General features: G+C 59.6%; 28 protein-coding genes. 13 read left to right on the top strand and 15 right to left on the bottom strand.

From position 1 onward, the window contains the following. Positions 1-147 precede the first annotated feature (147 nt). Positions 148-333, top strand: coding sequence for a hypothetical protein (locus ACO07N_RS24570; protein ID WP_421983521.1), 186 nt, complete (start codon positions 148-150; stop codon positions 331-333). A gap of 159 nt (positions 334-492) precedes the next feature. Here the strand turns inward: ACO07N_RS24570 and ACO07N_RS24565 are convergent, their stop codons facing one another. From ACO07N_RS24565 to ACO07N_RS24555, 3 genes are all read right to left on the bottom strand, one after another. Then, positions 493-1122 carry a PilZ domain-containing protein gene (locus ACO07N_RS24565; protein WP_421983520.1) on the bottom strand — a complete coding sequence of 210 codons (630 nt, stop codon included), beginning with the start codon at positions 1120-1122 and terminating at the stop codon, positions 493-495. A 290-nt stretch (positions 1123-1412) separates the two neighbouring features. After that, complete coding sequence (locus ACO07N_RS24560; RefSeq protein ID WP_421983519.1) at positions 1413-1688, bottom strand: hypothetical protein; 276 nt, start codon at positions 1686-1688, stop codon at positions 1413-1415. Positions 1689-1710: 22 nt separating this feature from the next. Next, a complete protein-coding gene (locus ACO07N_RS24555) occupies positions 1711-2343 on the bottom strand; it encodes a PAS domain-containing protein (protein WP_421983518.1) in 633 nt (210 codons plus the stop codon). Between the two features lie 547 nt (positions 2344-2890). On the opposite strand from ACO07N_RS24555, the gene ACO07N_RS24550 reads away from it, so the two are divergent. Further along, positions 2891-3676, top strand: a complete 786-nt coding sequence (locus ACO07N_RS24550) for a rhomboid family intramembrane serine protease (RefSeq protein ID WP_421983517.1) — start codon at positions 2891-2893, stop codon at positions 3674-3676. 111 nt (positions 3677-3787) lie between these two features. Continuing rightward, positions 3788-4219, top strand: a complete 432-nt coding sequence (locus ACO07N_RS24545; protein WP_421983516.1) for a CBS domain-containing protein — start codon at positions 3788-3790, stop codon at positions 4217-4219. 198 nt (positions 4220-4417) lie between these two features. On the opposite strand, the gene ACO07N_RS24540 is transcribed toward ACO07N_RS24545, so the two are convergent. The 10 genes from ACO07N_RS24540 to folE form a co-directional block, all read right to left on the bottom strand. Further along, complete coding sequence (locus ACO07N_RS24540) at positions 4418-4684, bottom strand: hypothetical protein (RefSeq protein ID WP_421983515.1); 267 nt, start codon at positions 4682-4684, stop codon at positions 4418-4420. A 62-nt stretch (positions 4685-4746) separates the two neighbouring features. Then, the gene (locus tag ACO07N_RS24535; protein WP_421983514.1) at positions 4747-5460 is read right to left on the bottom strand and encodes a NapC/NirT family cytochrome c; all 714 of its coding nucleotides are present in this window, start codon (positions 5458-5460) and stop codon (positions 4747-4749) included. Between the two features lie 30 nt (positions 5461-5490). Beyond that, on the bottom strand, positions 5491-5943 hold the full coding sequence (locus ACO07N_RS24530; RefSeq protein ID WP_421983513.1) for a nitrate reductase cytochrome c-type subunit: 453 nt from the start codon (positions 5941-5943) through the stop codon (positions 5491-5493). 5 nt (positions 5944-5948) lie between these two features. Further along, entirely contained in the window at positions 5949-6872 is a 924-nt protein-coding gene (gene napH, locus ACO07N_RS24525) for a quinol dehydrogenase ferredoxin subunit NapH (protein WP_421983512.1), read from the bottom strand. After that, the gene (napG, locus tag ACO07N_RS24520) at positions 6869-7681 is read right to left on the bottom strand and encodes a ferredoxin-type protein NapG (RefSeq protein ID WP_421983511.1); all 813 of its coding nucleotides are present in this window, start codon (positions 7679-7681) and stop codon (positions 6869-6871) included. Before napG ends, napH begins: the two co-directional genes overlap by 4 nt. Positions 7682-7708: 27 nt before the next feature. Further along, a complete protein-coding gene (napA, locus tag ACO07N_RS24515) occupies positions 7709-10201 on the bottom strand; it encodes a nitrate reductase catalytic subunit NapA (RefSeq protein ID WP_421983510.1) in 2493 nt (830 codons plus the stop codon). After that, on the bottom strand, positions 10188-10490 hold the full coding sequence (locus ACO07N_RS24510) for a chaperone NapD (RefSeq protein WP_421983509.1): 303 nt from the start codon (positions 10488-10490) through the stop codon (positions 10188-10190). The genes napA and ACO07N_RS24510 overlap by 14 nt, the downstream gene beginning before the upstream one ends. Then, a complete protein-coding gene (gene napF / locus ACO07N_RS24505; protein ID WP_421983508.1) occupies positions 10487-11008 on the bottom strand; it encodes a ferredoxin-type protein NapF in 522 nt (173 codons plus the stop codon). Before napF ends, ACO07N_RS24510 begins: the two co-directional genes overlap by 4 nt. A 369-nt stretch (positions 11009-11377) precedes the next feature. After that, on the bottom strand, positions 11378-11839 hold the full coding sequence (hisI, locus tag ACO07N_RS24500; protein WP_421983507.1) for a phosphoribosyl-AMP cyclohydrolase: 462 nt from the start codon (positions 11837-11839) through the stop codon (positions 11378-11380). Between the two features lie 49 nt (positions 11840-11888). Beyond that, complete coding sequence (gene folE / locus ACO07N_RS24495) at positions 11889-12521, bottom strand: GTP cyclohydrolase I FolE (RefSeq protein WP_319382565.1); 633 nt, start codon at positions 12519-12521, stop codon at positions 11889-11891. A gap of 288 nt (positions 12522-12809) precedes the next feature. Between folE and ACO07N_RS24490 the strand changes: the two genes are divergently transcribed. The 5 genes from ACO07N_RS24490 (at position 12810) to ACO07N_RS24470 (ending at position 18650) form a co-directional block, all read left to right on the top strand. Further along, positions 12810-13262: an iron-sulfur cluster assembly scaffold protein gene (locus ACO07N_RS24490; RefSeq protein ID WP_421983506.1), complete on the top strand. Its 453-nt coding sequence runs from the start codon at positions 12810-12812 to the stop codon at positions 13260-13262. 29 nt (positions 13263-13291) lie between these two features. Next, positions 13292-13651, top strand: a complete 360-nt coding sequence (gene yidD, locus ACO07N_RS24485; RefSeq protein WP_421983505.1) for a membrane protein insertion efficiency factor YidD — start codon at positions 13292-13294, stop codon at positions 13649-13651. A 91-nt stretch (positions 13652-13742) separates the two neighbouring features. Further along, entirely contained in the window at positions 13743-15524 is a 1782-nt protein-coding gene (locus ACO07N_RS24480) for a B12-binding domain-containing radical SAM protein (protein ID WP_421983504.1), read from the top strand. Positions 15525-15686: 162 nt separating this feature from the next. Beyond that, complete coding sequence (gene thrS / locus ACO07N_RS24475; protein WP_421983503.1) at positions 15687-17657, top strand: threonine--tRNA ligase; 1971 nt, start codon at positions 15687-15689, stop codon at positions 17655-17657. 144 nt (positions 17658-17801) lie between these two features. Next, positions 17802-18650, top strand: a complete 849-nt coding sequence (locus ACO07N_RS24470) for a lysophospholipid acyltransferase family protein (RefSeq protein WP_421983502.1) — start codon at positions 17802-17804, stop codon at positions 18648-18650. 60 nt (positions 18651-18710) lie between these two features. Here the strand turns inward: ACO07N_RS24470 and ACO07N_RS24465 are convergent, their stop codons facing one another. Beyond that, positions 18711-19811 (bottom strand): hypothetical protein, encoded by a 1101-nt coding sequence (locus tag ACO07N_RS24465; RefSeq protein WP_421983501.1) that lies wholly within the window; start codon positions 19809-19811, stop codon positions 18711-18713. 313 nt (positions 19812-20124) lie between these two features. Here ACO07N_RS24465 and ACO07N_RS24460 point away from each other — a divergent pair, with 313 nt between their 5' ends. The 5 genes from ACO07N_RS24460 to ACO07N_RS24440 all read left to right on the top strand — a co-directional run bounded on the left by ACO07N_RS24460 (position 20125) and on the right by ACO07N_RS24440 (position 25179). After that, positions 20125-20721 carry a nitroreductase family protein gene (locus ACO07N_RS24460; RefSeq protein WP_421983500.1) on the top strand — a complete coding sequence of 199 codons (597 nt, stop codon included), beginning with the start codon at positions 20125-20127 and terminating at the stop codon, positions 20719-20721. A 1-nt stretch (position 20722) separates the two neighbouring features. Next, complete coding sequence (locus ACO07N_RS24455) at positions 20723-21325, top strand: flavin reductase family protein (RefSeq protein ID WP_421983499.1); 603 nt, start codon at positions 20723-20725, stop codon at positions 21323-21325. Between the two features lie 309 nt (positions 21326-21634). Beyond that, positions 21635-22891: a transglycosylase SLT domain-containing protein gene (locus tag ACO07N_RS24450; protein ID WP_421983498.1), complete on the top strand. Its 1257-nt coding sequence runs from the start codon at positions 21635-21637 to the stop codon at positions 22889-22891. 223 nt (positions 22892-23114) lie between these two features. Then, complete coding sequence (locus ACO07N_RS24445; RefSeq protein ID WP_421983497.1) at positions 23115-24146, top strand: DUF2336 domain-containing protein; 1032 nt, start codon at positions 23115-23117, stop codon at positions 24144-24146. A 139-nt stretch (positions 24147-24285) separates the two neighbouring features. Next, complete coding sequence (locus ACO07N_RS24440; RefSeq protein WP_421983496.1) at positions 24286-25179, top strand: DMT family transporter; 894 nt, start codon at positions 24286-24288, stop codon at positions 25177-25179. A 19-nt stretch (positions 25180-25198) separates the two neighbouring features. Here the strand turns inward: ACO07N_RS24440 and ACO07N_RS24435 are convergent, their stop codons facing one another. Beyond that, positions 25199-25723, bottom strand: coding sequence for an Hpt domain-containing protein (locus ACO07N_RS24435; RefSeq protein WP_421983495.1), 525 nt, complete (start codon positions 25721-25723; stop codon positions 25199-25201). Positions 25724-25747 lie beyond the last annotated feature (24 nt).

Below are 25747 nucleotides of genomic sequence, written 5' to 3'. Positions count from 1 at the left end.
ACCTGAAGGTCCCAGGACAACAGGTTTCAACGCTGTGCGGCGGGTGTGAAACTGGTGTTCCCGTTTCATCGGGATTTCAAAACCTGTCTTGCGATCGACAAATGAGAATGAGACAAGCAGGCCTGTTTCCGTTCCGGAGCGCGTGACATGGATCTGACGCCAGATGAGAAGCGATTTCTGCGCATGCTCGCCGCAGGGCGCGCGTACCTTTTTGCAACCGACACCCTCAGGCTGGAGAAACTGCAGGAAGCGGGGCTGTTGAGACGGGTGGGGCAGAAGCCTCTCGACGTGGTCCTGACCGGAGAAGGGCGCAAGATGGCAGAACGGCTTTGACGGGACGGCCGGCCGGCGGGAGCTAAGTCCGGTTACTGCGTGAAAGTGTCAGTTGCGTGGAGGGCACGACCGCTGACAAAGCGAGACGAACCGGCTGACCTGCAACAAATCGCATATCACAAACGCCGTTGCGGCCTATCGGCGGTGCGTACCGTCGTCTCAGTCGGGTGCGGAGATATGGTGTTCCAGCAGTTCGCGGCTCTGAACCGCTGCGAATTCGACGGCAATGCCACCCTCGATCCTGCGGACAACGCGTGCCTGCATCTTGCCGAGCGTGATCGGATCGCCCATTTCCGGCGTGCTGTCGGTGGCGATCGCGGCGCCGGACAGAGAAACATCGATAATCCGGCACACATGCTCCGAACCATCCGGCAGAACCATTTTCGTCATCGGATTTTTCGGGACGAACCGGTCATGGCGCCTGTCTTCGGGAAGGTTCAGTTCATCCCGGTTGGCAAGCCAGGTCAGCACGTTGGCAATCTTGTCGCGCTTGCGCGCGGTGTTTCTGAGTTCAACGGCAAAACCGCCGTCGATCACACGCGCAATGCGCCCTTCGACACGGCTCAGGTGATCGAGGTAAGCAACGACCCGTTCTCCGACGCGGCCCTCGACCGGCGTGATCATGGCCATGCCTCCGGGAGACATGTCGATTATCTGGCATGGATACTCCCGGCGATCTTCCAACATGAAGCGGCCGAGTATATCGACCTGAACACGCTGGTGCCGTCTGCGGTCCGTGACCTGAAGCGTTTTGCTTCCCTCTGGTGCTGCTGCCAATCCGGCGTCCATGCCCGTTCTATCCAAACAGTGTGTCTCGCCCCACCTTTGACCGAGACTCGAATCTCCAAACGTCTCTCCACCACTTTAGGCAGATGGGGTTAACGATGTGTAAGAATGTTCACATATGAGGGCGTTTGATCGAGAAAAAAATTTCTGACAATCCAATTCGGCACGGGATTGACGAGAACACGCCTGGATTGTGATGGTTGAACGCACTACCAAGGTCGCTTTTTCTTACCTAAGGTCAGTTCGTGGCAAAAGAAAACCCGCCACTGGGCGGGTTTCCGGAGATCAGGCAATCAAGCGCAGAATTTCAAGGCTGCCTTAGGGTACGGACTCATAAATGAAGTCAATTTGGTTTGGATCGTTTTGACCAACTGCGAGGAGCGAAAGCGCAGGAAATGTGGTTCATTTTCAAGCCTTTCGCGACGTGGCAGTTGGTCAAAACGGCCAAATCCGAAGGACGGCAAAATAGCTTCACCTCGCAGCGTCATCGCGCTTGACCGGGCATAAAGCCCGCTCTGCGCACGCTTCCTCGCAAGATTTTGCCATTTCTGCCGCCAAATCGGCTTCATTTATGGGTCCGTACCCTAACGGTCAGGACTTTCCGCCACTGTATACGGTGAGGTGCCCGACCTTGCGTTCGGCGCCCTGCGGCAGCGGCGGAGCCGGCATGTTCATACCCTCGGCCGTGAACCGCGGAAGAATCGGGTTCACTGCATTTGTCGAATCCATGAAGAAGGGCCGCTCATCCGGCCAGACGAGCCTGAGACTGTTGATGGACTGGTTCAGTATCGGGTGCAGCCCGATCCAATAGGGTTTGTCCATCGGTGTGCAACTGCCCAGGATCCGGATCCGTCCTTCGCCCGGGACATTCAGGGGCAGCAACAGCATCTCCATGTGCAGTTCCTGATTTCTTTCGGTATGGCCGCTCACGCCAACGACAGCTGCCGCGGCATCTTCGGTAATCGCGGCCACGAGGCTTTCAAGGGCTTCCCTGTCTTTCGTGCTCCAGCCGCGCAGGAAGTTGCGGCCCTTCAACTCGCGGCAATGCGCGGAACACAGGCGCGTACCCGCAAGGCGGTAGCGCACATCCTGAGCGCCCTTCGTCTCCAGGATGAAGGTATCGCCCAGAAGGGCCCTGATCTCACCCGGGTCAACTTCGCTGCGGTTGGGTGCGGGGCGTGTACCGCGCAGGTTGTCCCAGTATGAATAAAGTGTCTGTGTCACGCCGTGTTTCATCTTGCTTCGCCTTGTTACCTTCTGGCACCCCATGTTCCGTCTCAAGACAGCTTCTGTTTCAAAATGGGGCGTTTGACCTGTTTTGTTTTTGTTTGGCGAATACAGAGCAGGGGGCGTGCCAAGTGATTGGCCCTTATGGAAATTTCGTTTGGCCGGAGTGGTTAAGGTTAAATCCGGGTAACGCTTGTCCGAATGGCGGCACGGTGGCACGTTTACGTTCTATTCATACTGGTGCCGACGGCACGACATGGGTTGGCAACGGACAAAGGTGCCGGTTTTTCACCACGGCGACACAGCCTGTCCGGAAGCGGTCTGCAAAAGACGCGACGCAAAACAATTTTCAATGGGACGCGTGGGGACGCGCCCGACGGCGGGAGCCGGCGAGACTGCCGGCTCCCGCCGACTTCGTCTTTTCAAGGCGAAGCAGGCGGTCGATTTTTCATTAAATTTGCCGAAACCCGCCTTTGCGATGCTGGCGACCCCTTGTTTTGTCGAGGATCTCCCTTAGAAGGGAGAGTGAAGAGGCCGGTATTTTATGAACGTTTACAAATTCGACGACGAGCGCAACCGTCGTGAGCAAGCTGAACGGGAACAATCCCGCAAGACACCCAGTGGGCCGCCTGCGCTCAATCTGCCGGACATCATCGTGTGGCTCAGCGGGATCCTGATTGCGATCCACCTCGTCCGCGTATTGCTGTTGCCGGTCGCTTGGGACAACCTGGTCCTGACACTGTTCGCGTTCTGGCCGATCAAGTATGCGTTCTTCGCCAACCTGTCCATCATCGACATGGCGGCAAGTCTCTGGGCATTCGTCACCTATTCGCTTCTTCACGGCGGTGCCACCCACATCATCTTCAACCTGCTCTGGATGGCGATTTTCGGCAGTGCCGTGGCGCGCCGTTTCGGCACCGGGCGGTTTCTTCTGTTCTCCGCCCTGTGTTCCGTCGGTGGCGCGTTTGCGCATCTGGCAACCCATTGGGGCGAACCGGTTCCGATGATCGGCGCATCCGCAGCCATTTCAGGACAGATGGCGGCTGCACTCCGCTTCATCTTCGAACTGGGAGGACCGCTCGGCGCGTTCCGGCGCTCCGACCCGCGTGCCTATTTCGTGCCGGCTCAGCCATTGGCGGATTGTATTAAGAATCAGCAGGTGCTGGTATTCGTCGCAGTCTGGTTCGGGCTCAACATCTTTTTCGGCCTTATGAGCGGCCCCGTGGCCGGAGAACCGGCCAGCGTGGCGTGGCAAGCCCATATCGGCGGCTTCGTGGCGGGGCTTGCCCTGTTTCCCTTCCTTGATCCCGTGCCGCGGCGATCGGCCTGATCCGGCGGGCGAAATACCGCTGTGATATAGGTTTGCGAGACCTCATTTTTTTGCCATGATGCAAGTGATCCGACTGTTTCGGATCGATTTTGTCATGGGAGGTGTTCAACAATGACCGTCGCCGCGATCCTGAGTGGGAAAGGCCACGAGACGATTACCGCAAATGCCGATACACCGCTGAGCGACATTTGCGAGACCCTGGCAAAGAACAAGATCGGCGCAGTGGTGGTGTGTTCCGGTGACAAGCGCATCGAAGGGATCGTTTCCGAGCGCGACGTCGTGCGGGCGATCGGAACCCAGGGCACGTCGTCGCTCAATCTTCCTGTTTCCAGCGTCATGACAAAGGAAGTCGTGACCTGCTCCGAGGAGAACAGCGTGAACGAGGTCATGGCGCGCATGACCCAGGGCCGCTTTCGCCACATGCCGGTTGTCAAGGACGGCAAACTGGCCGGTGTCATCTCCATCGGGGACGTCGTGAAGCACAAGATTGCGCAGGTCGAACTCGAAGCCGAGCAAATGCGCAACTATATCTCGATGGCCTGAGCCAACGGCACGCAAAACCGCGCTGGCCTGCAACAGGCCAGCCTTGACTTTCCCGAACCGTTTTATGGATACCGCCGCGCCCGGGCAGTCATCCCCCGCGGTGCAGTTGTTTTTCCGAAATGACAACCTGGATGAAGGGGTGTGCCCGCGCCAAAGGCTCTGACCGCGTTTCGATGACGTCCTGCGAATGCGCTCCGTTTAGACGGTGGCGCCCTTGTGCCGGATGACGCAGCCGACGCTGGCGGCCAGCACGCCGACAATGACGGCGATGGAGAGATCGAACATATGGACCTCTGCCATGTTGAAGCCGGCAAAGATGATCGTTTCGGCGACGCCGACCACGGCCCCCATGATCCCGGCCAGGATCCAGTTCCTGGTCATCATTCCGAGCGCCAGGCCAAGGATCCCGGGAAGGCTCAGAACGTTTCCGCCGATGGTTCCAAGTAGATCGAGAATTCCAAGCATGTGATTGCCTTTTTTCCTTGAAGGGGCAGCGTTGCACCCGGGACCTGCCGCCCCGGACGCCGTTAGTTCCGGTTTTCAGCCAGATCGGAAACGTAGGAGCGCATCGCGGCGACGCTTTCGCCTTGTTCGGCCGGGATGGCGTTGTTCGCCTGGAGTTCCTCGATCACTTCTCGGTAGTGATCCTGGTAGCCGGGCGCCAGATCGTGGGCGATGCCCTGGTGGCAGTCGATGCAGGTCATGTTGTTGTCGATCGCGCGCTGATGTTCGGAGGCGGCACGCGTTTCCTGCACCGTGAAGTCCATGTACTTGAAGTTATGGCAATTCCGGCATTCCCGGCTGTCTGACAGTTTCATCTTGCGCCAGACGACGGCGGCCATCGCGGCCCTGTGTTCCTCGTATTTCTGCGGCGTGCTGATGGTGCCGACGACTTCGTGATAGACGTCCTTCACCGCCATGATCTTGGCCTTGAGCTTGTGCTGCCACTCATGAGGGACATGGCAGTCCGAGCAGATCGCCCTGACGCCTGAATGATTGCTGTAGTGAATGGTCGTGCGATATTCGGCGAGATTGGTTTCCATGCTGTGACAGCTGGTGCAGAACTCTTCCGTGTTGGTGAGTTCCAATGTCCAGTGAAACCCGCCCCAGAACATGATGCCGCCCAGAAACCCGGCAATCAGGACGAAACCGGCGCTCAACACCTTGGTCGGTGTCCAGAACCAGTTCCAGGCTCGGAGGATCGGGTTGCCCGGCTTCTCGTTTTCGGAGTTTTCAGCCATGTTGAAGGCTCCTTGTCGCGACGGAACGCGTTAGCGGGTTTGAATGGGAGAAGAGGGCTCGAACCGGTTGTCGACCAGCGCGGGCACGTCCGCCTGCGGGACATGGCACTGATTGCAGAAGTAACGTGTGCCGGCGATGTGATCGAGTTCGTTGCCGTCCCGGTCCAGGTAATGGGTCATCGACAGCGTCGGTGCGCTGCGTTCACCGGCCTTGGTCCAGTCATGGCAGGACAGGCACTGGTTTGTGCGGATGTCGATCTGGTATTGAGCGATCGAATGCGGGATGAGGGGCGGCTGCTGGCGGTAGTTCCGCTGCATGCGCCCTTCCTTTCCTTCCCATTTGAAATCCGGACCCAGCCTGTTCAACTCGTCTACGGGGTCAGAGCGCATGGCCTTGACGTCCTGCTGCTGGGCGATGGCGAACCCGCCAATGCCCGTGATTAAGGCGAGAGCGGCGATGCCCGCGAGTACCGGCTTTTTCATCGAGATCACTCCTTGTGCATCAAGCTTGCAGCGCTTTGTTCAGGCGCGAATTGAGTAGGCGGTTCGGCAAGTCTTTGGTCGAACCGGTGGGTGAATTTGAAGACGTCCTGTGCGCAGACGTCGATGCAGGCGCCGCAATTGGTGCAGTCACCTGCCAGAATGAGGGGGGATGCCTCCGGTGCTCCCTTGAGGGCAGGGGAAATCACCTGGTTTTCGGGGCAGACGGCATAACAGTCCATGCAATCATCGCAGGCGGCCCTGTTCGGCGCGCTTACGCGCAGCACCGCCATCTTGCCGATCAGGCCGTAGAAGGCGCCGACGGGGCAAAGGCGGCCGCACCAGCCCCGGCGTGCGACGAAAAGATCGAAGAGAAAGACGGCAGCGGCCACCAGCCAGGCAGCCGACAAGCCGAAGACGAGCCCCCTGTGGACCATCGTGACGGGATTGGCGACCTCCCAGGCGATTGTGCCGGTGGCAAAGGACACCAGCAGTGCTGCCGCCAGAAGCCAGTACCGGGTCGAGCGCCTGGGTTGCCAGCCCTTGGGCAGGTCAAGACGACGGTGCATCCAGTGGGCGGCATCCGTGACCGGATTGATCGGGCAAACCCAGGAACAGTAGGCCCTTCCGCCGACAAGCGCATAAGCGGCCAAAACGATCAGCGCGCCGGTCAAGGCGGTTGCCGAGAGCCAGTGACCCGCCAACATGCTCTGCAGAGCCACCAGGGGATCGGTCAGCGGCAGGATGTCGAGTGTCAACGAGCCGGCGAGGGTTCCCTTGGCGATCCAGATGCCGAACAGGGGGCCTGTGAGAAAGAGCGCGAGGAAAAACAGCTGGCTTGCACGGCGCAGCAGGAGATAGCGTCTCGAGCCGATCCAGCCCTTTGCTTCAAGGGCCTCGAAGCCGACAGGCAAGTGTGCGTGCACAGTCATTGCCCGCCTCCCGGTAACTTGTAGGCCGGTTCGAACCCGCCGGGAGCTGCGAGGTTGTCGGTACCCGGGCCGGGCAGGCGGTCGGGCAGGTCGATCAGCCCGTCGACGAGAGGCGCTCCGTTCCTTTCCTTCTCTTCCCAGCCTCGCCGGTAATGGTCTGCAGCTTCGCCGCGGGCCAGCCGCACGGGCAACACCCTGATGGCCGATTCCGGCAGGACACAGCTCTTTTCGCAAAGCCCGCACCCGGTGCAGTGATCGGCATGCACGGTCGGGGCGAAAATGGCATGATGGCCCGAGCGCTCGTCATGCGAGGGCACCAGGGTGATGGCCGCGTCGATCGCGGGACAAACCCGGTAGCAGACATCGCAGCGCAGACCGTGGAAATTCAGGCAGTTCTCCTGGTCAACGAGAACGGCCGTCCCCATGCGGGCGTCGTCGATGTCATCGAGGCCGGGGTCCAGAGCTCCGGTCGGGCAGGCGGCGACGCACGGAATGTCGTCGCACATTTCACAGGGTACGGAACGCGCCGTGAAATAAGGTGTTCCCGTTGCCGGACCGTCGGCACCGAGTTCGGCCAGCTTCAGGGTGTCGAACGGGCAATCGCGCACACACAGGCCGCACCTGATGCAGGCACTGAGAAAGTCGTTTTCGGCAAGTGCGCCCGGCGGACGCAGGGCGTCGGCCGGCAGCGCTTTCGCGTCACGGGCCACGTAGGCCAGGCCAAGACCGGCAACAGCGCAGCCGCCCGCCATCCGAGCGGTGTCGGTCAGAAAGCGGCGGCGGGACTGTGTGAGCTGTGGCTTGGCCATGGCAGGGTTCCGGTCCGGTGAAGGCGCCTAGACGCGCTCCACCTTGCAGGCACATTTCTTGAAGTCGGTTTCCTTCGACAACGGACAGGTTGCATCCAGGGTCAGCTTGTTTGTGAGCTGTCCCTCGTCGAACCACGGCATGAACACAAGCCCCTCCGGGACCTTGTTGCGCCCGCGGGTTGCCAGCTTGCTGCGAACTTCGCCGCGGCGGGTGGAGATCAGGATCTCCTGGCCGTTGCGCAGTCCCCGCGCTTCCGCGTCCGCAGGATGCATGTACACAACGGCTAGCGGGAAGGCGCGGTGCAGTTCGGGCACGCGGCGTGTCATCGAGCCTGAATGCCAGTGCTCAAGAACGCGTCCCGTGCAGAGCCAGAGGTCAAAGTTTTCATCCGGCACCTCGGGCGGATCCTCGTAAGGCGCGAAAATGATCTTCGCCTTGCCGTCCTTGTGCCCGTAAAAGCGGACTTCCTCGCCCTCGGGGACATAGGGGTCATACCCTTCGCGGAACCGGTAGAGTGTTTCCTTTCCGTCGACCACCGGCCAGCGCAGGCCGCGGGCCTTGTGGTAGGTCTCGAACGGCGCAAGGTCGTGCGCATGGCCGCGGCCGAAGCCCGCATATTCCTCGAACAGGCCCTTTTGAACGTAGAAACCGAAATGTTCGGCATCATCGTTCGGGTGACCTTCCTGAAGTTCGCTCAGCGGGAACTGGTCGACCTGTCCATTGGCGAAGAGAACGTCATACATGGTCTTGCCGCGATGCTCCGGCATCTTGGCCAGGAGTTCCTCACCCCAGACTTCCTCGATCGTGAAGCGCTTGGAGAATTCCATCAACTGCCAGAGGTCGGACTTCGCCTCGCCCGGCGCCGGCACCTGCTGCCGCCAGAACTGGGTGCGGCGTTCGGCGTTGCCGTAGGCGCCTTCCTTCTCGACCCACATCGCCGTCGGCAGGATCAGGTCGGCGGAGACCGCCGTCACGGTCGGGTAGGGGTCCGAGACAGTGACGAAGTTTTCCGGGTTCCGGTAGCCGGGATAGCCTTCCTCGTTCAGATTGGGCGCGGCCTGCATGTTGTTGTTGCACTGGACCCAATAGGCGTTGAGTTCACCGTCCTTGAGCTTGCGGTGTTGCAGCACGGCGTGGAAACCGGGTTTCGGCGGGATCGTGCCTTCCGGAATCTTCCAGGCGTCTTCGCAAATTTTCCGGTGTTCGTCGTTGTTGACGACCATGTCTGCCGGCAGGCGGTGCGCAAAGGTGCCGACCTCGCGCGCCGTGCCGCAGGCCGAGGGCTGGCCGGTCAGCGAGAAGGGGGAGTTGCCCGGCTCGGATATCTTCCCGGTCAGGAGATGCACGTTGTAGCAGAGCGAATTGACCCAGGATCCGCGCGTATGCTGGTTGAACCCCATGGTCCAGAGGCTCATGACCTTGCGGGCCGGGTCCGCATATTGCTCTGCCAGGAACTCCAGCTGTTCAGCCGGGACGCCCGAAAGCTCAGACACCTTGTCCACGGTGTATTCGGCGACGGCGGCTGCGTATTCGTCGAAGCTGATCGCCTCCATTGCGCCGGAATCCGGGTTTGCCGCCGCCTCCTGGAGCGGGTTGTCCGGACGCAGGCCAAATCCGATATCCGTCGCGGTCTTCGCGATATTGACGTGTTTCGCCATGAAGTCTTCGTTGACGCGTCCGGTCGAGATGATGTGGTTGGCGATGTAGTTCAGGATCGCCAGGTCCGTCTGTGGCTTGAAGATGATGCCGTTGTCGGCGAGCTCGAATGAGCGATGCTCGAAGGTCGACAGGACGTGCACCTGTGCACCGGGCTTGGTGAGACGCGTGTCCGTGAGGCGGGACCAGAGGATGGGATGCATTTCCGCCATGTTCGAGCCCCAGAGCACGAACGTGTCCGCGTGTTCGAAATCGTCGTAGCAGCCCATGGGTTCGTCGATACCGAAGGTCCGCATGAAGCCGACAACGGCAGATGCCATGCAGTGGCGGGCGTTCGGGTCGATGTTGTTTGAGCGGAAGCCGGCCTTCATGAGCTTGGCGGCGGCATAGCCTTCCCAGACGGTCCACTGGCCCGATCCGAACATGCCGACGCTGGTCGGTCCTTTCGCCTTGAGCGCTTCCTTCCATTTCTGCGCCATGACGTCGAACGCTTCGTCCCAGCTCACCGGCTCGAACTCGCCATTCTTGTCATAGACGCCGTTGGTCTTGCGCAGCAACGGCTGGGTCAGCCTGTCCTCGCCGTACATGATCTTTGAAAGGAAATAGCCCTTGATGCAGTTTAGGCCGCGATTCACCGGGGCGTCCGGATCTCCCTGTGTGGCAACGACACGGCCATCCTTGGTGCCGACGAGGACGGAGCAGCCCGTGCCGCAGAAGCGGCAGGCGGCCTTGTCCCAGGAAATCCCGGTTGTCTGGAACTGGGCTTCGGCCGGGCCGGTGCCGATTGAGATGCCGGCAGCCGAAGCCGTTGCAGCGGCCGCGGTCGACTTCAGGAAAGTCCTGCGGGATTCAGAGATTGTCATGGGTCCGGTCTCCGGCGTGGCTAGAATTGGCGGGCGGTGACGCGGCTTGGGGTGCCGCGAGGTCTTCAAAATGGTGGTAGGTGAGGGTGACCGAGAGAACACCCGGGATCTGGTGCAGTTGCATGATCAGTTCGGAGGCTGTGTTCGCCGGCGTGTCCTCGACAACGACAACGAGGCGTCCGCCGTCATCGGACGCATGGATCTCGACGCCGTCCATCGCCTCGATTTGCTCTCGAATTCCGGGCAGCGATTGAACGGCCGCATGTACGAGACAACCGCAGATATTCATGCCGGGTCCTCTTCCTTGTTTGGCTCGACTCTTGTGAAGGTCACTGCAGCAGCGGGACATTGGTATGCACAGGCGCCGCAGCCGGTGCATTGATGCTGGTCAAGCACGGGCTCTGATTTACCCCCCGGGGCAAGACGGAAGCGAATGGCTCTGGGCTCGCAGGCGTCCTCGCACGCACGGCACGAAATGCCCTGCAGGGACAGGCAGGCGCTGGTTATTGCGGCCTTCCAGGACCACTGGGGAACAATGTCTTTGGAGAACGCGCCGGACGGGCAGGCATCAGCGCATGCCCCGCAGAAGGTGCAGGCCCCGCGGGAAAAATCCAGAACGGGAAAGTTTCCGGCGCCAGCGACAATGATCTGTTCGGGACAGGCGTCGACACAGGCGCTGCAGCCCTTGCAATGCTCGGTGAGCAGCGCGGCATTTGTTCCGGGAGGGCGCAGGACATCCGGAGCGGCGCGCCCGCCCAGTTTCAAAAAGGCGCGCCGGCTGACAGAAATGTCTGTTCCCTCGGTCATGCCATCAGTCCGGCGCTGGGCCCGGCCCGAACGTGCCGCGCCAATCCGCCATAGCGCCAGGGCCCGGCAAAGCCATCAATCCTGCGAATATTACGACGGAGACACGGCGAGCAGCCGGAATGGGGACGTGCAGCCGCAGCTGTTCACACTCTTCTGCCATAGCCTCTCCCTAAGTATGGACAGAAACAAAGTTTTTTTTGTACTTCTTGTCGTTCAGGAGAGCTTAGGTCGCCGAACCTCGGCTCGGGTATAAGTTTAAATACGTATGCGGTTATTATGTTATTTTCGAAACAATAATAACACTATGACATTACGTTGCTAAAATGGTTCGCCGGGCTAAATTTCCAGTCTTTGGAAAGACGGCGAAACTCAAGTCCGGTCTTTTCCGTAAACTTCCGCTGGGTCATAGACCCTTTCGGATTCGACCCGTTCGAGACGGACCGCCGCTTCCGGGGGGGACGCGACCTTCCGGAAGAAGCAGGAGCGGTAGCCGACATGGCATGTCGCACCGTTTCCGGCGACGCTGACCTTAAGCACCAGGGCATCCTGGTCGCAGTCGGTCAGAATTTCGTGCACTGTCTGCACCTGGCCGGACGTTTCGCCCTTTTTCCAGAAACCCTGTCTTGACCGGCTCCAGTACCACGCCTCGCCGGTCTCGATGGTGCGTTTCAGGGCTTCTTCGTTCATGTAGCCGACCATGAGGACTTCGCCCGATGCCGCATCGGTCACGACGGCGACGATCAGGCCGTCGCGGTCGTATTTCGGCATCAGCAGGTCGCCGCTCTCGACCGTTTCCTTGTCGCCGCGTTCGCTCAAACAGATATTGCACATGAAAACGAAACCCTTGCCTTGATCGAAGAAGCAAGGGCTTGTCAGACCGTTAGCCCTTGCTGCGCACCATTGTCATGAACTTGGCCTGCTCGGCCGGATCGTCCTGGAAAACGCCGGTAAACTGAGTGGTGATCGTCGAGACCCCCGGTTTCTGAACGCCGCGCATCGTCATGCACTGATGCTCCGCCTCGAGCATGACCGCAAGTCCGCGCGGTGCCAGGGTGTCGTCAATGACGGAAGCGATCTGCGCCGTCAAGTTTTCCTGCGTCTGCAACCGCTTGGCATAGATGTCGACGACACGCGCGAGCTTTGACAGACCGACGACACCTTCAGCCGGATAATAGGCGATATGGGCCTCTCCGATGAAGGGCAGCATGTGGTGTTCGCAATGGGAGTGGAACGGGATTCCGCGCACCAGAACGATGTCCTGGTAACCGCCGACATCCTCGAAGGTTCTTTCAAGATGCTCGGCGGGGTCTTCGAAGTAGCCACCGTACAGCTGGCTGATCGCCTTCACGACGCGCTTCGGCGTGTCAAGCAGACCTTCGCGGTCAGGGTCGTCGCCGGTCCAGGCCAGGATGGTCCGCACAGCGGCTTCGGCTTCTTCCCGGCTTGGCCTGAGCAATTGTTCAGGCGACTTTCTTTCAAATCTCTTTTCAACCGGCTTGAGGACTGCGTCCATCGGGATCCTCGCAAATTTACCCTTGTCACTCGTCATACGGCGCCCGTTCTTGCACAGATCATGAAGTCCTCGCCTGATCGCCGGGGACCTTTATCATACTCCACACAAAATGCGAACGCTCAGTTTCTGAGCGGGTTTAGCCGGCGTCGAGCGCGCTTGCGACGCTCTTCCCTGCCAACTGCGACCACTCTGCCCCTTGCGATATTTGCCGTGGCGTCTGATCTATATATAAGAAAGCAAAGCGCCATCAATGTGTCGCGCATCACAGGCTTTCACGAAGAGGCGAGAATGCTTGACGACATCTACAACGCAAAGATCCTTGAATTTGCAGGAAACATCCCGCGAATCGGACGTCTTGAGCAACCTGACGCAACGGCAAAGGCGCATTCCAAGCTTTGCGGTTCCACGGTGCTCGTTGACGTTTGTGTGAAGGATGGTGTGGTCACCGACTTCGCGCATGACGTCAAGGCGTGCGCGCTCGGGCAGGCATCGGCCTCGATCATGGCGCAAAATGTCGTCGGCGCTTCCGCACAGGAGTTGCGCGACGTCCAGAAAACGATGCGTGAGATGCTCAAGGAAGGCGGCGAACCGCCGACCGGGCGCTTTGAAGATCTCAAGTTCCTGGAACCGGTGCGCGAGTACAAGGCGCGCCATGCGTCCACCTTGCTGACGTTTGATGCCGTCGTCGATGCGCTGGACCAGATCGACGCCAAGGCGAAAGAGGACGGGGCAGCGGCCTGATCCCTAATCCCTGAATTGGCGACAGCCCCATGTGCCCGAAACCCGACCGCGAGCCCGAACAGGACAAAACACTGTCGCCTGCCGGCCGCGCGGCAATTGGTCTCATCTGGATCTACCGGCATTCCCTGTCACTGATCATGGGGCGCGGCTGCCGGTATGCACCGACCTGTTCCGAATATACCGAAGATGCAATCCGGCGATACGGTTTCTGGACCGGAGGCTGGATCGGTCTTTCGCGTATCCTCAGATGCAATCCCTGGGGGGCGTCCGGCTTCGATCCGGTGCCGGAGGATCTGCCCCGCAATGCGCATTGGTTCACACCCTGGCGGTATGGCCGCTGGACCGGACGGCATATAGCGGATGAGTTCCGTCTTGACGGGGAAGACTAGCGCATCACCCGTTTTGTTGCGCACAAGACCATTGACCTAAGGTAATGCGAATGCAACGCTCCCTTGTCAGCTTCAGGGCAGTTGAGGGGACATGGACGTGCGCGACTTCCATTTCGTAATGATCAAGCCGACCCATTATGACGATGAAGGCTATCCGATCCAGTGGCTGAGATCCGCCATTCCCTCCAATACACTCGCCAGTCTTAACGGCCTCGCGGAGGCTGCGGTGGAGCGGAACGCGCTCGGCGAAGACGTGCGGGTTCATCTCCACACATATGACGAAACGAACAAGCGGGTCCGTCCGGAGAAAATTGCCCGCGACATCCGCCGCAGGGGCGGCAAGGCCCTGATCGCGCTGGTCGGTGTCCAGTCGAACCAGTTTCCCCGCGCAACTGATCTGGCGCGCAGGTTCATGGCGGAAGGCCTCCAGACGGCGATCGGCGGGTTCCACGTCTCCGGGTGCATTTCCATGCTGGACGAAATGCCTCCGGAAATGGTCGAATTGCAGGCCGAAGGGGTCTGCTATTTTGCCGGCGAGGCCGAGGACCGGCGGCTTGACCAGGTCTTCCGCGATGCCTGGGCCGATGATCTGAAACCGCTCTACAATTTCATGGCGGATCTGCCGTCGCTCGAAGGCGAACCGACGCCCATCCTGCCGTCGAAGCATATCCAGTTCACGGCCGGGTCGCATTCCAGTTTCGATCTCGGGCGGGGCTGTCCGTTCCAGTGCTCCTTCTGCACGATCATCAATGTTCAGGGCCGCAAGAGCCGGTTCAGGTCGGCAGACGACCTGGAGCAGATCATCCGGGACAACTACGCGCAGGGCATCGACCGGTTTTTCATCACCGACGACAACTTCGCCCGGAACCGGGAATGGGAACCTCTTTTCGACAGGCTCATTGTTCTGCGTGAAGAGGAGAAGTTCGACATCAAGTTCATCATCCAGGTCGACACGTTGTGCCACCGGATCGAGAATTTCATCGAGAAGGCGACCCGGGCAGGGGTCAATCGTGTGTTCATCGGCCTGGAGAACATCAATCCGGACAATCTGCTCGCGGCGAAGAAACGCCAGAACAAGATCACCGAATACCGGGAGATGCTGCAGAAGTGGCGGGCGCACGGCGCGACCACCTATGCCGGTTACATCATCGGTTTTCCGGGGGACACGAAGGAAGCCGTGCTCCGGGATGTCGAGATCATCAAGAAAGAGCTTCCCCTCGATCTCCTGGAATTCTTCTACCTCACCCCGTTGCCCGGTTCCGAAGACCACAAGGTCCTTTTGTCGAAGGGCACCTGGATGGATCCGGACCTCAACAAATACGACCTCAACCACCGGGTCTCCCATCATCCGAAAATGACGGATGCGGAATGGGAGGAAGCCTACCAGGAGGCCTGGGCAAGCTATTATTCGGATGAGCACATAGAGACCGTTCTCAAACGCGCCGCCGCGCATAAGAAGGGTCGGCCTGGCAACAAGCTGTTCCTGATGATGTGGTTCAAGCTCATGGTCCAGTGCGAAGGCGTTCACCCGCTGGAAGGCGGGTATTTCCGGCTGAAATTCCGCAGGGACCGGCGCAGCGGTCTGCCGGTTGAAAGTGCGCTGGCCTTCTATCCGCGCTACCTCTGGGAGATCGTCGCCAAACACTGGGCCTATGTCTCGGCGACCTGGCGGGTCTACAGGATCTACCGGAAGGTCAAGGCATCGCCGGACCGGCGCGGCTATTCCGACATTGCGACCCGGGAGATCGAAAAGGATGGCGAGGAGAGCCTCGCCATGATCCAGGAGACACGCGGCGGTGTGGAGGCCGTGGCCAAGACCGCGCGCGATGCATCGATCGTCAAGGCGGCGAAGAAAAGAGCTGCTGCCTCATAGCGTGGCATTTCGACGTCTTCACTTGCTCCGGAGGAAGCCGCGCCAGCGTAGCGTTCCACCGCAAAGGGTTGCCGTTTCCGCGAGAATACCCTATCAGCAGGCCGTCCGAAAAAATCGAACAGCTTACCTGCATCGTCTGCAGGAGTGAGCAGGAGAAATGACATGATCCATCTGACCTTCCCCGACAATTCCGTGCGCGACTACGAAGCAGGCACCACCGGCCTTGCGGTCGCCGAGGGCATTTCCAAGTCACTGGCCAAGAAAGCGGTCGCGATGACACTGGACGGCGAGTTGAGGGACCTCAGCGACGCCATTTCGGCCAATCACAGCATTGAAATCGTCACGCGCGACGATCCGCGTGCGCTGGAACTGATCCGGCACGATGCGGCGCACGTGATGGCCGAAGCCGTGCAGGAACTGTGGCCGGGGACACAGGTCACGATCGGGCCCGTCATCGAGAACGGGTTCTACTACGATTTCAAGCGTGTACACCCCGACAGCGGCGACGATTGGCCGTTTCATCCAGATGATCTGCCGGTCATCGAGAAGAAGATGCGCGAGATCATTTCACGCGGTGCGCAGTTCACCAAGGAGATCTGGTCGCGCGAGGAGGCCAAGACCTACTTTGCCGCGAAGGGCGAGCACTACAAGGTCGAGCTTGTCGACGCGATTCCGGAAGATCAGGAACTCAAGATCTACAAGCAGGGCCAGTGGCTGGATCTGTGCCGTGGTCCGCACATGGTTTCCACCCGCCAGATCGGAGACGCCTTCAAGCTCATGAAGGTGGCGGGTGCCTATTGGCGTGGCGATTCCAACAACGAAATGCTCAGCCGCATCTATGCGACCGCCTGGCACAACGAGAAGGAGCTGAAAGGCTACCTTCGCATGCTGGAGGAAGCCGAAAAGCGCGATCACCGCAAGCTTGGGCGGGAGATGGACCTTTTCCATTTTCAGGAAGAGGGCCCCGGCGTCGTTTTCTGGCACCCGAAGGGCTGGGACATGTTCCAGAGCCTCATCGCCTACAAGCGGCGCGTCCTGAAGGACGACTACAAGGAGGTGAACGCGCCGCAGGTGCTGCATACCTCCCTGTGGGAAACCTCGGGGCACTGGACCTGGTACAAGGAGAACATGTTCTCCGTGCAATGTGCCGATCCGGAGGCCGAGGACGATCGTGTCTTCGCGCTCAAGCCGATGAACTGTCCCGGACACGTTCAGATCTTCAAGCATGGTCTGAAGAGTTACCGCGATCTGCCCATGCGGCTTGCGGAATTCGGTGTCGTTCACCGCTATGAACCGTCAGGTGCACTTCATGGTCTGATGCGCGTGCGCGGCTTTACGCAGGACGATGCACATGTCTTCTGCACAGAGGAACAGCTTGAGGAAGAGTGCCTGAAGATCAACGACCTGATCCTCTCGGTCTACAAGGATTTCGGATTTGACGAAGTTGTCGTCAAGCTGTCGACGCGCCCTGAAAAGCGCGTGGGAACCGATGAGATGTGGGACCACGCGGAAGCTGTGCTCTCGGATGTTCTGAAAAAGATCGAGCTTCAGTCGGAAGGCCGGGTCAAAACCGACATCCTGCCGGGCGAGGGGGCGTTCTACGGTCCCAAATTCGAGTACACGCTGCGAGACGCGATCGGCCGGGAATGGCAATGCGGAACGACCCAGGTGGATTTCGCCTTGCCGGAGCGGTTCGGCGCCTTTTACGTCGACAGCAATGGCGAGAAGAAGACGCCGGTGATGGTGCACCGCGCGATCTGCGGCTCCATGGAACGCTTCCTCGGTATTCTGATCGAGAACTATGCCGGGCATTTTCCGCTGTGGTTTGCGCCCTTGCAGGTGGTGGTCGCGACCATCACTTCAGAGGCCGATGCCTACGGCCAGGAAGTGGCGGATCTGCTCAAAGCGAATGGCTTGAAGGTCGAGACCGACTTCCGGAACGAGAAGATCAACTACAAGGTCCGCGAGCACTCGCTGGCCAAGGTTCCGGTGATCATTGTCTGCGGCATGCGCGAGGCCGAGGAACGTACCGTCAATGTCCGGCGCCTCGGTTCGAAAGACCAGCGGTCGATGGGCCTTGAAGAGGCAGTCGAGGCGTTTGTCCAGGAGGCGACACCGCCGGACTTGAAATAAACTCCGGAGCACCAAAATACGGGGATAAGTTACAGCTTGCACATTGCCCTTACGCTAGGGCAATGTGCTGTCACAATTCTGAAACACCAGTTCTGGTACTAGGTTTCGACTTTACCCGAACTTCCTATCGAGACGATGGCTGCCGTGGATTACGCAGAATTCAGCTACGCCAATCCTGATCACCCGCCCTTGAAGCGGTGGACGATACGGGCCATCGAGGGCATCTCGGGCCGCCGGAAACTTGTTGACCTTTATGATATCTGGAAACACCAGATGGTCGGGACTTCGGACTATATCTGGAGCGACCTTCTCGGTCTCATCAACCTGAATGTGGCAGTCGAGGACGGCGAATGGCCGCCGAAGGACCTGCCCGAAGGGCCTCTGGTCCTGATTGCCAATCATCCCTATGGCATCGGCGACGGCCTTGCGATCCTGGCGCTTGCCGAGCAGCTCGGGCGGCCGTTCAAGATCCTGATCAACAATGAACTGCTGAAGGTTCCTGAAGTCCGGCCGTTTTCGCTGCCGGTCGATTTCGAGGAAAACAAGCAGGCGCTGAAGACCAACATGCAGACGCGCAAGGAAGCGCTCCGCCTGCTTCAGGAAGGCACGACCATCATCGTCTTTCCCGGCGGCGGGGTTGCGACGGCCGCCAAACCCTTCGGCCGCGCCGAAGAACTTCCCTGGAAGACGTTCACCGCGAAGATGATCCGCTCGTCCAAGGCAACGGTGCTGCCGCTCTATTTCGAAGGTCAGAATTCCTGGCTCTTCCATCTGGTCAGCAAATATTCGCTCACCCTGCGCCTGTCGCTTCTGGTGCGGGAATTCCGCCGCATTCTCGGATCCGTCATCACGGCCCGGGCGGGCCAGGCGATCCCCTTTGAAACCCTTTCCGGCTTCAAGGATCAGAAGGAAATCATGGATTTTCTTCAGACGAAGGTCATGGAAATGGGACCTGCGGCCTCCGCCAAGGGACTGCTTGGCCGCCGCCGCTGAGGCACTTGCCCGCAATTCACTGAATGTTGTGTCCGATGCGTCCCTGCATGAAAAGGGGCGTCAGTTGCTGTTCGACGTTTCCTGGGTTTCCAGTTCGCTGACCGCCGTCACGACTTCCACCTCCCGGTCCTGGCCGGGCGCTACTTCAAAATTGTGCAGATAGGTCTTGCCGTTGTTTCTGGCCAGAGCCTCGTACTCGCCCTCCGCGAGGACAAAGTCGGGAAAGGCACCGGTTGCTTCCACGACGACGTGACCGCCGGCGCTCAGCACGGACCAGGTCGTGTTTGCAATGGCTTCACCGCCGCGTTCGTTGACCAGTTTCAGGGTTATGTCCGCTGCCTTGTGTAAAATGGTTGCTTCGGTCAGCTTGCCGGGAAGCACCTGAATGTCGGCGCGGACCACCGCGTTCACATCACCGTACCGGCTGACCACATGATAGGTGTCGGCGTTGAGCCTGACGATCGAACCGGGCGTGATATCGCCGACGATCTTGTTGCGCTCACCCCGTTCGTCGAACGTCATTCCGTAGACATCGAACGTGACCTGGGTCTCGTCGATGCCGTTGCCGTCCTTCATGGCGGCGCCGAACTTGATGCCGCCGGCGTTCAACGTGAGCATTTTCGACTGAACGTCCTTGCCGATGACGACTCGGTTGGTCGACTGGGCGTAGCCGTAGGCGGTATGGACCAGATAAGCGCCCGGATCGAGCCTGAATTCCGCGTCGCCGCCCATGGATGTCGCGATCAGTTCCAGACGCCCGTTGGCGTTGGTCGCCTCCGAATAGATGCGCCAGATCAGGCCGTCGTCCAGGGGTTTGCTGTCCCGGGTCAGTTTCGCCATCAGGTATAGTGCGCCCTGATCAAGACCATCGCTCAACCCGGTGGTCAGCGAGCGGGAAGGTGCGGTGTAGGGCATCTCGACATCTGAGAAAAGCGGCTCCGGTTCCCGGTCCAGCAGATTTATGATCTGGTCGCTGCCCGCAGCGGAGGGCGCGTTCGGGTCCGGTTTCACCCTTGGTGGCATCGGCGCTTCCGCGGTCTGCGCAGATACGGAGGCGCTTGTGGAGATCGCGACCGGAAAAACCATCATTGTTGCGCAAACGACGTTTCTCGCCAAACGCTTCGCCGCCGCGGCAAATGGTGTCGAACCTTCTTCCAACATGCCCACTTCTTATTCTTGTTGACTGTGAAAAGTGACAGCCCTTTGACTTTTATACCAATTCAGTCCGGAACGATATACCGCTTTGTGTCCAACCTTCTTTCAAGGTGAAGCATGTCCGATCACATGCGCTCGCCGAGGTGATTCCGGTCAAATGTACACGAGCCGGAAACGGATACGCTCCGGCACCAGGATCCAACCTTTTCAAATGCGCCTGAAAATTGGGCAAATTCAAGACGTCTATTCTAAAGTTGACAATTGCCGTCAATGAATTACGTGCAGGAGCACAATCAAAACACCGAGAAGTGCGAGGCTCATGTCCACTTTCAGCCCCCGTGCACCAGGCGTCCTGGACTTCCTGCGCAAGCGGCGTTCACATCCTTCCATCACCATGGCGGAGCCCGGACCGAATGCGGATCAGATCAAGGACCTGCTGACGATTGCCGCCCGCGTTCCGGATCACGGCAAGCTTGTGCCGTGGCGCTTCATCCTTTTTGGTGCCGCGCAGGGGGAAGCCGTCGGACGCAGGCTTGCAGCGATATACGAAGAGCGGCAAGGGCCGCTTGACGAGGACCAGAGGCAGAAGGAACTGACCCGTTTCACCCGCGCCCCGATCGTGATCGGCGTTGTCAGCACGGCAGCGGAACACCCGAAGATCCCGGTCTGGGAGCAGCAATTGTCTGCCGGAGCCGTTTGCATGAATCTGGTCACGGCCGCGGCTGCGGCTGGATTCGCGTCCCAGTGGTTGACCGAATGGTACAGTTTCGACATGGAAGCGGCGCGGTTTCTGGGCGCCGGGGACAACGAGCAATTTGCCGGGTTCGTGCATGTGGGCACACCGACGCAGGCGCCGGTGGAAAGACCGCGTCCAGACCTTTCGGCCCTTGTCAGCGAATGGAGCGAAGACAACTGACATGTTTTATGAAACCGCGAAAAACGACCATGGCCTTCCTCACAATCCCTTCAAGGCGATCGTTTCTCCAAGGCCGATCGGCTGGATCTCTTCGCTCGACGGGGAGGGGCGCACGAATCTCGCTCCCTACAGTTTCTTCAACGCCGTCGGCGATCGCCCGCCGATCGTGATGTTTTCGTCGTCCGGCTACAAGGACAGCGCCGCCAATGTGGATGCAACGGGCGAGTTCGTCTGCAACATGGCAAGCTGGGACCTGAAGGATGAAATGAACGTGTCCTCGGCTCCCGTTTCCGGCGACACCTGCGAGTTTGAACTGGCGGGCCTGGAAATGGCAGCCTCGCGGCTGGTCAAGACCCCGCGTGTTGCCAAGGCCGCGACGGCACTGGAATGCAGGCATCTTCAAACGATCAAGCTGAAAGACCTCGATGGCGTCGAAACCGACAACTGGATCGTGTTCGGACAGGTTGTCGGCGTTCATATCGACGAGACGATTCTCGTTGACGGCAAGGTCGACGTCACCCGCTTCAAGCCGCTGTCGCGTCTGGGTTACATGGAGTATGCCGCGGTCACCGAAGTGTTCGAAATGGTTCGCCCGAACGTCTAGGGTACGGACCCATAAATAAAGCGAAATGGCCTCCGGCGAAGTGGCGCGCCCCGTGGCCAGCTCCGTACCATGGCGAATCCGGCTACCGGAACCGTCCGCTCGGGCACCTTTTTCGTTGTGAATGCGAACAATGCGCGCCCTCCGCGCATTGATTTGGCCGGTTGTATTGAGAGATTTGCTTAAGCGGCAATTCTTTCAGGTCCGATTTCCCAAAGAATGAATGCGCACTGTGTACTGTTAAGACTTTGTTAACCATTTCGGCGTGAAGGTTAACAAAGTCATAATCAGTTCCGTCGAGGAGACTAGGTCATGCATGTGACTGACACACCCTCGGTCGCGTCTCGGATCGAGCTAGCGTTTCAGTCTGCGAGTAGTTCCACGGGTACTTCGTTCGAGTACCTGGTGAAGACTGCTGCGCGCGAGTCGTCTTTCAATCCGTCGGCGAAGGCCAGGACATCGAGTGCAACCGGATTGTTCCAGTTCATCGAATCGACCTGGCTGGAAACGATGAAGGAGGCGGGCCCCAAACACGGACTTGAGAAATATTCGGACCAGATCCTGCAAACGAAAAGCGGCAAGTACTACGTCAACGATCCACAGGTGAAGCGCGAGATTCTGGATCTGCGCAAGGACCCGGAAATTTCGTCGATGATGGCCGGCGCGCTGACACAGAAGAATGCGGCTTACCTGGAACGCAAGATCGGCCGCGAGCCGACGGACGGCGAACTTTACATGGCGCACTTTCTCGGTGCCCACGGCGCCAGCCGCCTGATCGACGCGACGAATGCCAATCCGGACATGCGCGCGGACAAGATGTTTTCTGCGCAAGCGCGGGCGAACAAGCCGATATTCTTTCATGGCAACGGCAAGGCCCGATCCATGCAGGAAGTCTACGAGGTCATCGTTTCCAAGCATGATGCCGTGACAATGATCGCCCAGGCGAGCGGCAAGACCGATCTCCGGAACTCCGGTGAACTTCTCAATGTCGCTGCCCTGCCGACGGCGAAGCCCGTGCAGGCGATGCCGGGTGCCGATCCGCAAAATTTCGACCATCTTGCGGGCGATACGGCAGCCGCCTTTGCGATGCGGTCCAAACCGCCGGGACCGGAAGAGCTGGCGCGTGCGCAGGCAGCACTGCCAGACGGCAATCCGGTCGAACTGGCCGAAGCGGCAACGTCCCTTCCGCGAGGAGGGGAGACGCAAACTGCTGAGGTGAATCGCGGCAATTCCGCGCCACAGGATCCCCGGGCCGCCTCGATAAACCCGGCAGATCCGGCGGCGTCACAGCGTGTCGTTTCCGCATTCCAGGCAACGGAAACGGAGAGCCCCTTCGAAGCTCTCTTCAGAAATGACCAGGGATCTTCCCAGGCAGACCTGAACCCGCGATTCGCGTCCGCCTTTGCAGCGGTTGAGGAAGCCGGAATGTTCAGCACCTTTACCGGTGTTTCCAGTCAGGTTGCCGCACAGGAACTTGCACTCGCCGATCAGGGTGGCCCCCTCGATCTGACGAGATTCTTGAGATTGAAAGCGGAAGAGGAGCAGAAGGATCTGCTGCCACCGGCCTGATTGCGTATTTTTACAGGCATCGTGAAAATTATGGTGAACAGATCGTTAAGTGTTTGCTGTCAGTGTGTGAGTCGTAACTCAAACAACACTGATTGCCGCCATGACCGCACACGACCTTTTGCTTTTCGAAGATGATCACACTCCCGAGCGCGACGTCGATGCCGCTAGGGAATTCGCAGAACGTTATTTGCAAGCCGAACACGGCAGTCAGGAACGGGCCAGCATGGCGACAGCTCTCACAGTTCTTCTGGACGATCCGAGCCGGGCGATCCGCAAGGCGATCTCCAAGACCTTGGCGTCGAGCGCCTACGCGCCCGCCCACGTTGTGCGCTCGCTTGCCAGCGATGTGGATGATGTTGCCGTTCCGGTCCTGAGGGAATCACCCATTCTCACCGACGCGGAGCTTGTGGACCTGCTTGCGCAGGGAAGCGAGACCGTTCAATGCGCCATTGCCGGCCGCGCAGGTCTGCCTGCATCCATCAGCGCGGCCATCTGCGAAGTCGCTAGCGAACGCGCCTGCCAGGTTCTCCTCGACAATGGCAGTGCGGAAGTGCTGCAGTCTTCGCTCTTGCGTCTGGCTCAGCGGTTCGAGAACCGGCCCGACATCTGCGACCAGCTGCTGCGCACCCGGGATCTGCCTCTGGCGAATCGCTACGAGCTGCTGATGAGACTTGCCGAAAGTCTTGATGATCACCCGATCGTGCTGGAGCGGGTTCCCGAGAACCAGAGACACACGTTCCTGAGCGACGCGGAAGACAAGGTTGTTCTCAGGCTGGCTCTGGAGGCAAGCGTGGAAGAGCTCCCGGATTTTGTCGAACATCTGCGGAGCCGGGGAAAACTGAATACGCGGCTTCTGCTGCGGTCGGTATGCTGCGGCCGCCTGCGGTTTTTTGCGGCCGCTCTCGCCAACCTCGGACAGGTGCCGTTGCCGCGGCTGTGCAAGCTGCTCGTCACGGTCCGGCGCTCGGCCCTCCAGGCGATCCTGCGCAAGGCGGGCCTGCCGATCCGGTCCCATCAGGCGTTCCTGCTGGCCATCGACATCGCGCGCCAGGCCGAGGCCGATTTCACCTACGATCTGGCGCTCGACGAAGCCAGGATGCTGACCGAGACGCTTCTGGAAGAAATGCAGGACGGAGCACTGGGAGCGGACGAGGATGTCGCCGCCTTCCTGCGCCGTTTCGCGATTGAAGTCGCGCGGCTGGAAGCACGCCTTCTGGTGAAGAACGGTTCGCTGCAGATCACCGCCGCCGCCTGATCTTCCTTCAGGTCTTGAAAGACCGGTGTGCGCACCGCGGTCCGCTTCCGTCCGAACTGTACGTTTCTGAGCAAAATGTGGCTTGCCGCCTTCATCGGGCAATGGTTATGTGCCTGCCCGATTTCAAAAAGGTGGCGTCATGCAATCTGCGACGGGCGGCGCGCGGTCCCAAGCCTCGATGGGCATTCTTCTCATGTGTGCAGGCATTGCCAGCCTGAGCGTGAGCGACGCGATCGCAAAGGCTCTGACGTCAGGCTACACACCGATCCAGATCCTGTTCATGCGCAATCTGATTGCCTTGCCGTTTGCGGTGCTGATTGCATTTAAAATGGGCGGTACCGGTGCCTTGCGTTCCTATCGCCCGGCAGCGCACCTGCTGCGCGGTGTTCTCTGGCTGTTCGCGGCCGGCCTGTTTTTCACCAGCCTGAAATACCTGGAAATCGCAGAGGCAACGGCCCTTGTTTTCATGGCGCCCGTGTTCATCACCGCCATATCCGCACTCGCGCTCAAGGAGACCGTCGGCTGGCGCCGGTGGCTCGCCGTTCTTGCCGGTTTCGCTGGGGTTCTGATCGTGGTCAGACCGGGCGCCGGGACGTTCCAGAATGCGTCATTGCTACCGATCGTGGTGGCGTTTTTCTATGCGGTTCTGATGATCAGCGCACGCTGGGTCGATCCGCGCGAAAGCGTGTGGACATTGATGCTTTACCTTGTCGGGGCAGGCGCTCTTTTGAGCGCGCTGGTCGTCCCCTTCGTCTGGGTCGCGATCCGGCCGGAAGACATGTGGCTGTTCATCGGAATAGCGATCTTCGGAACCGCAGGCATAACTTTGATCACTCAGGCTTTCCGCTTTGCACGCTCTGCGACACTCGCACCATTCGAGTACAGCGCCCTGATCTGGGCGACGCTGCTTGGATGGCTGATCTGGAACGAGATTCCGGACCTGCTGACTTACGTCGGCGCGGCGTTCATCATCCTAAGCGGATGCTACATCGTTTTCCGGGAGCAGCGGCTGGCAACCGATGCCGCAGACTGACGCTGCGGGTGTCTGAAAGTCAGGCGTCGTCCGGTTCGGGCGGAAACTGCTTCAGGAACTCATCCGTGACGCTTTCCAGCGTTTCGAGCAACGCGACCCCAGTGGAGTTGCCTTCGTCCTTGGCGCCTTCCATGACCATTGCACGGATGGCTTCGACGTAACGCTCTGCAAGTTCCAGCGGGAGCTTGTCGGGCGAGGGCACCGTCTCAATCAGATGGCAAAAACTTGCGGCAACTTGTCCGACGAGCGGAAAGCCGAGGGTCAGGGCCTGGCCCTTGATGTTGTGAGCGGCCTGAAAGAGGGGCGCGATCGTTTCTTCCGTGAGACCGTCGGCCGGAACGTTTTCCCATGCCTGATTGAGCGTGACGGTTTCGTTCACCATCCAGTTGCCGAAGTGGCTCGACAGCCGGCTTATGGCGGCTTCAGCGGCCTTGACCGGATCGAATTTCTTGGCTTCCCGCGGCGACAGTTCCCGAACCTTGCTGCGTAGGTTGGTCGGGGGAGTCAGGATTTCGTAGTCCTTGTCCTCGGCAGTTTCGGCCATGCTAGCAATGCCCTTTGTCAACGG

This window comes from Roseibium sp. (assembly GCF_965229775.1).
Classification (GTDB): Bacteria; Pseudomonadota; Alphaproteobacteria; order Rhizobiales; family Stappiaceae; genus Roseibium.
The sequence above is the reverse complement of the archived record's forward strand: the minus strand, read 5'-3'. Positions and strand labels throughout refer to the sequence as shown.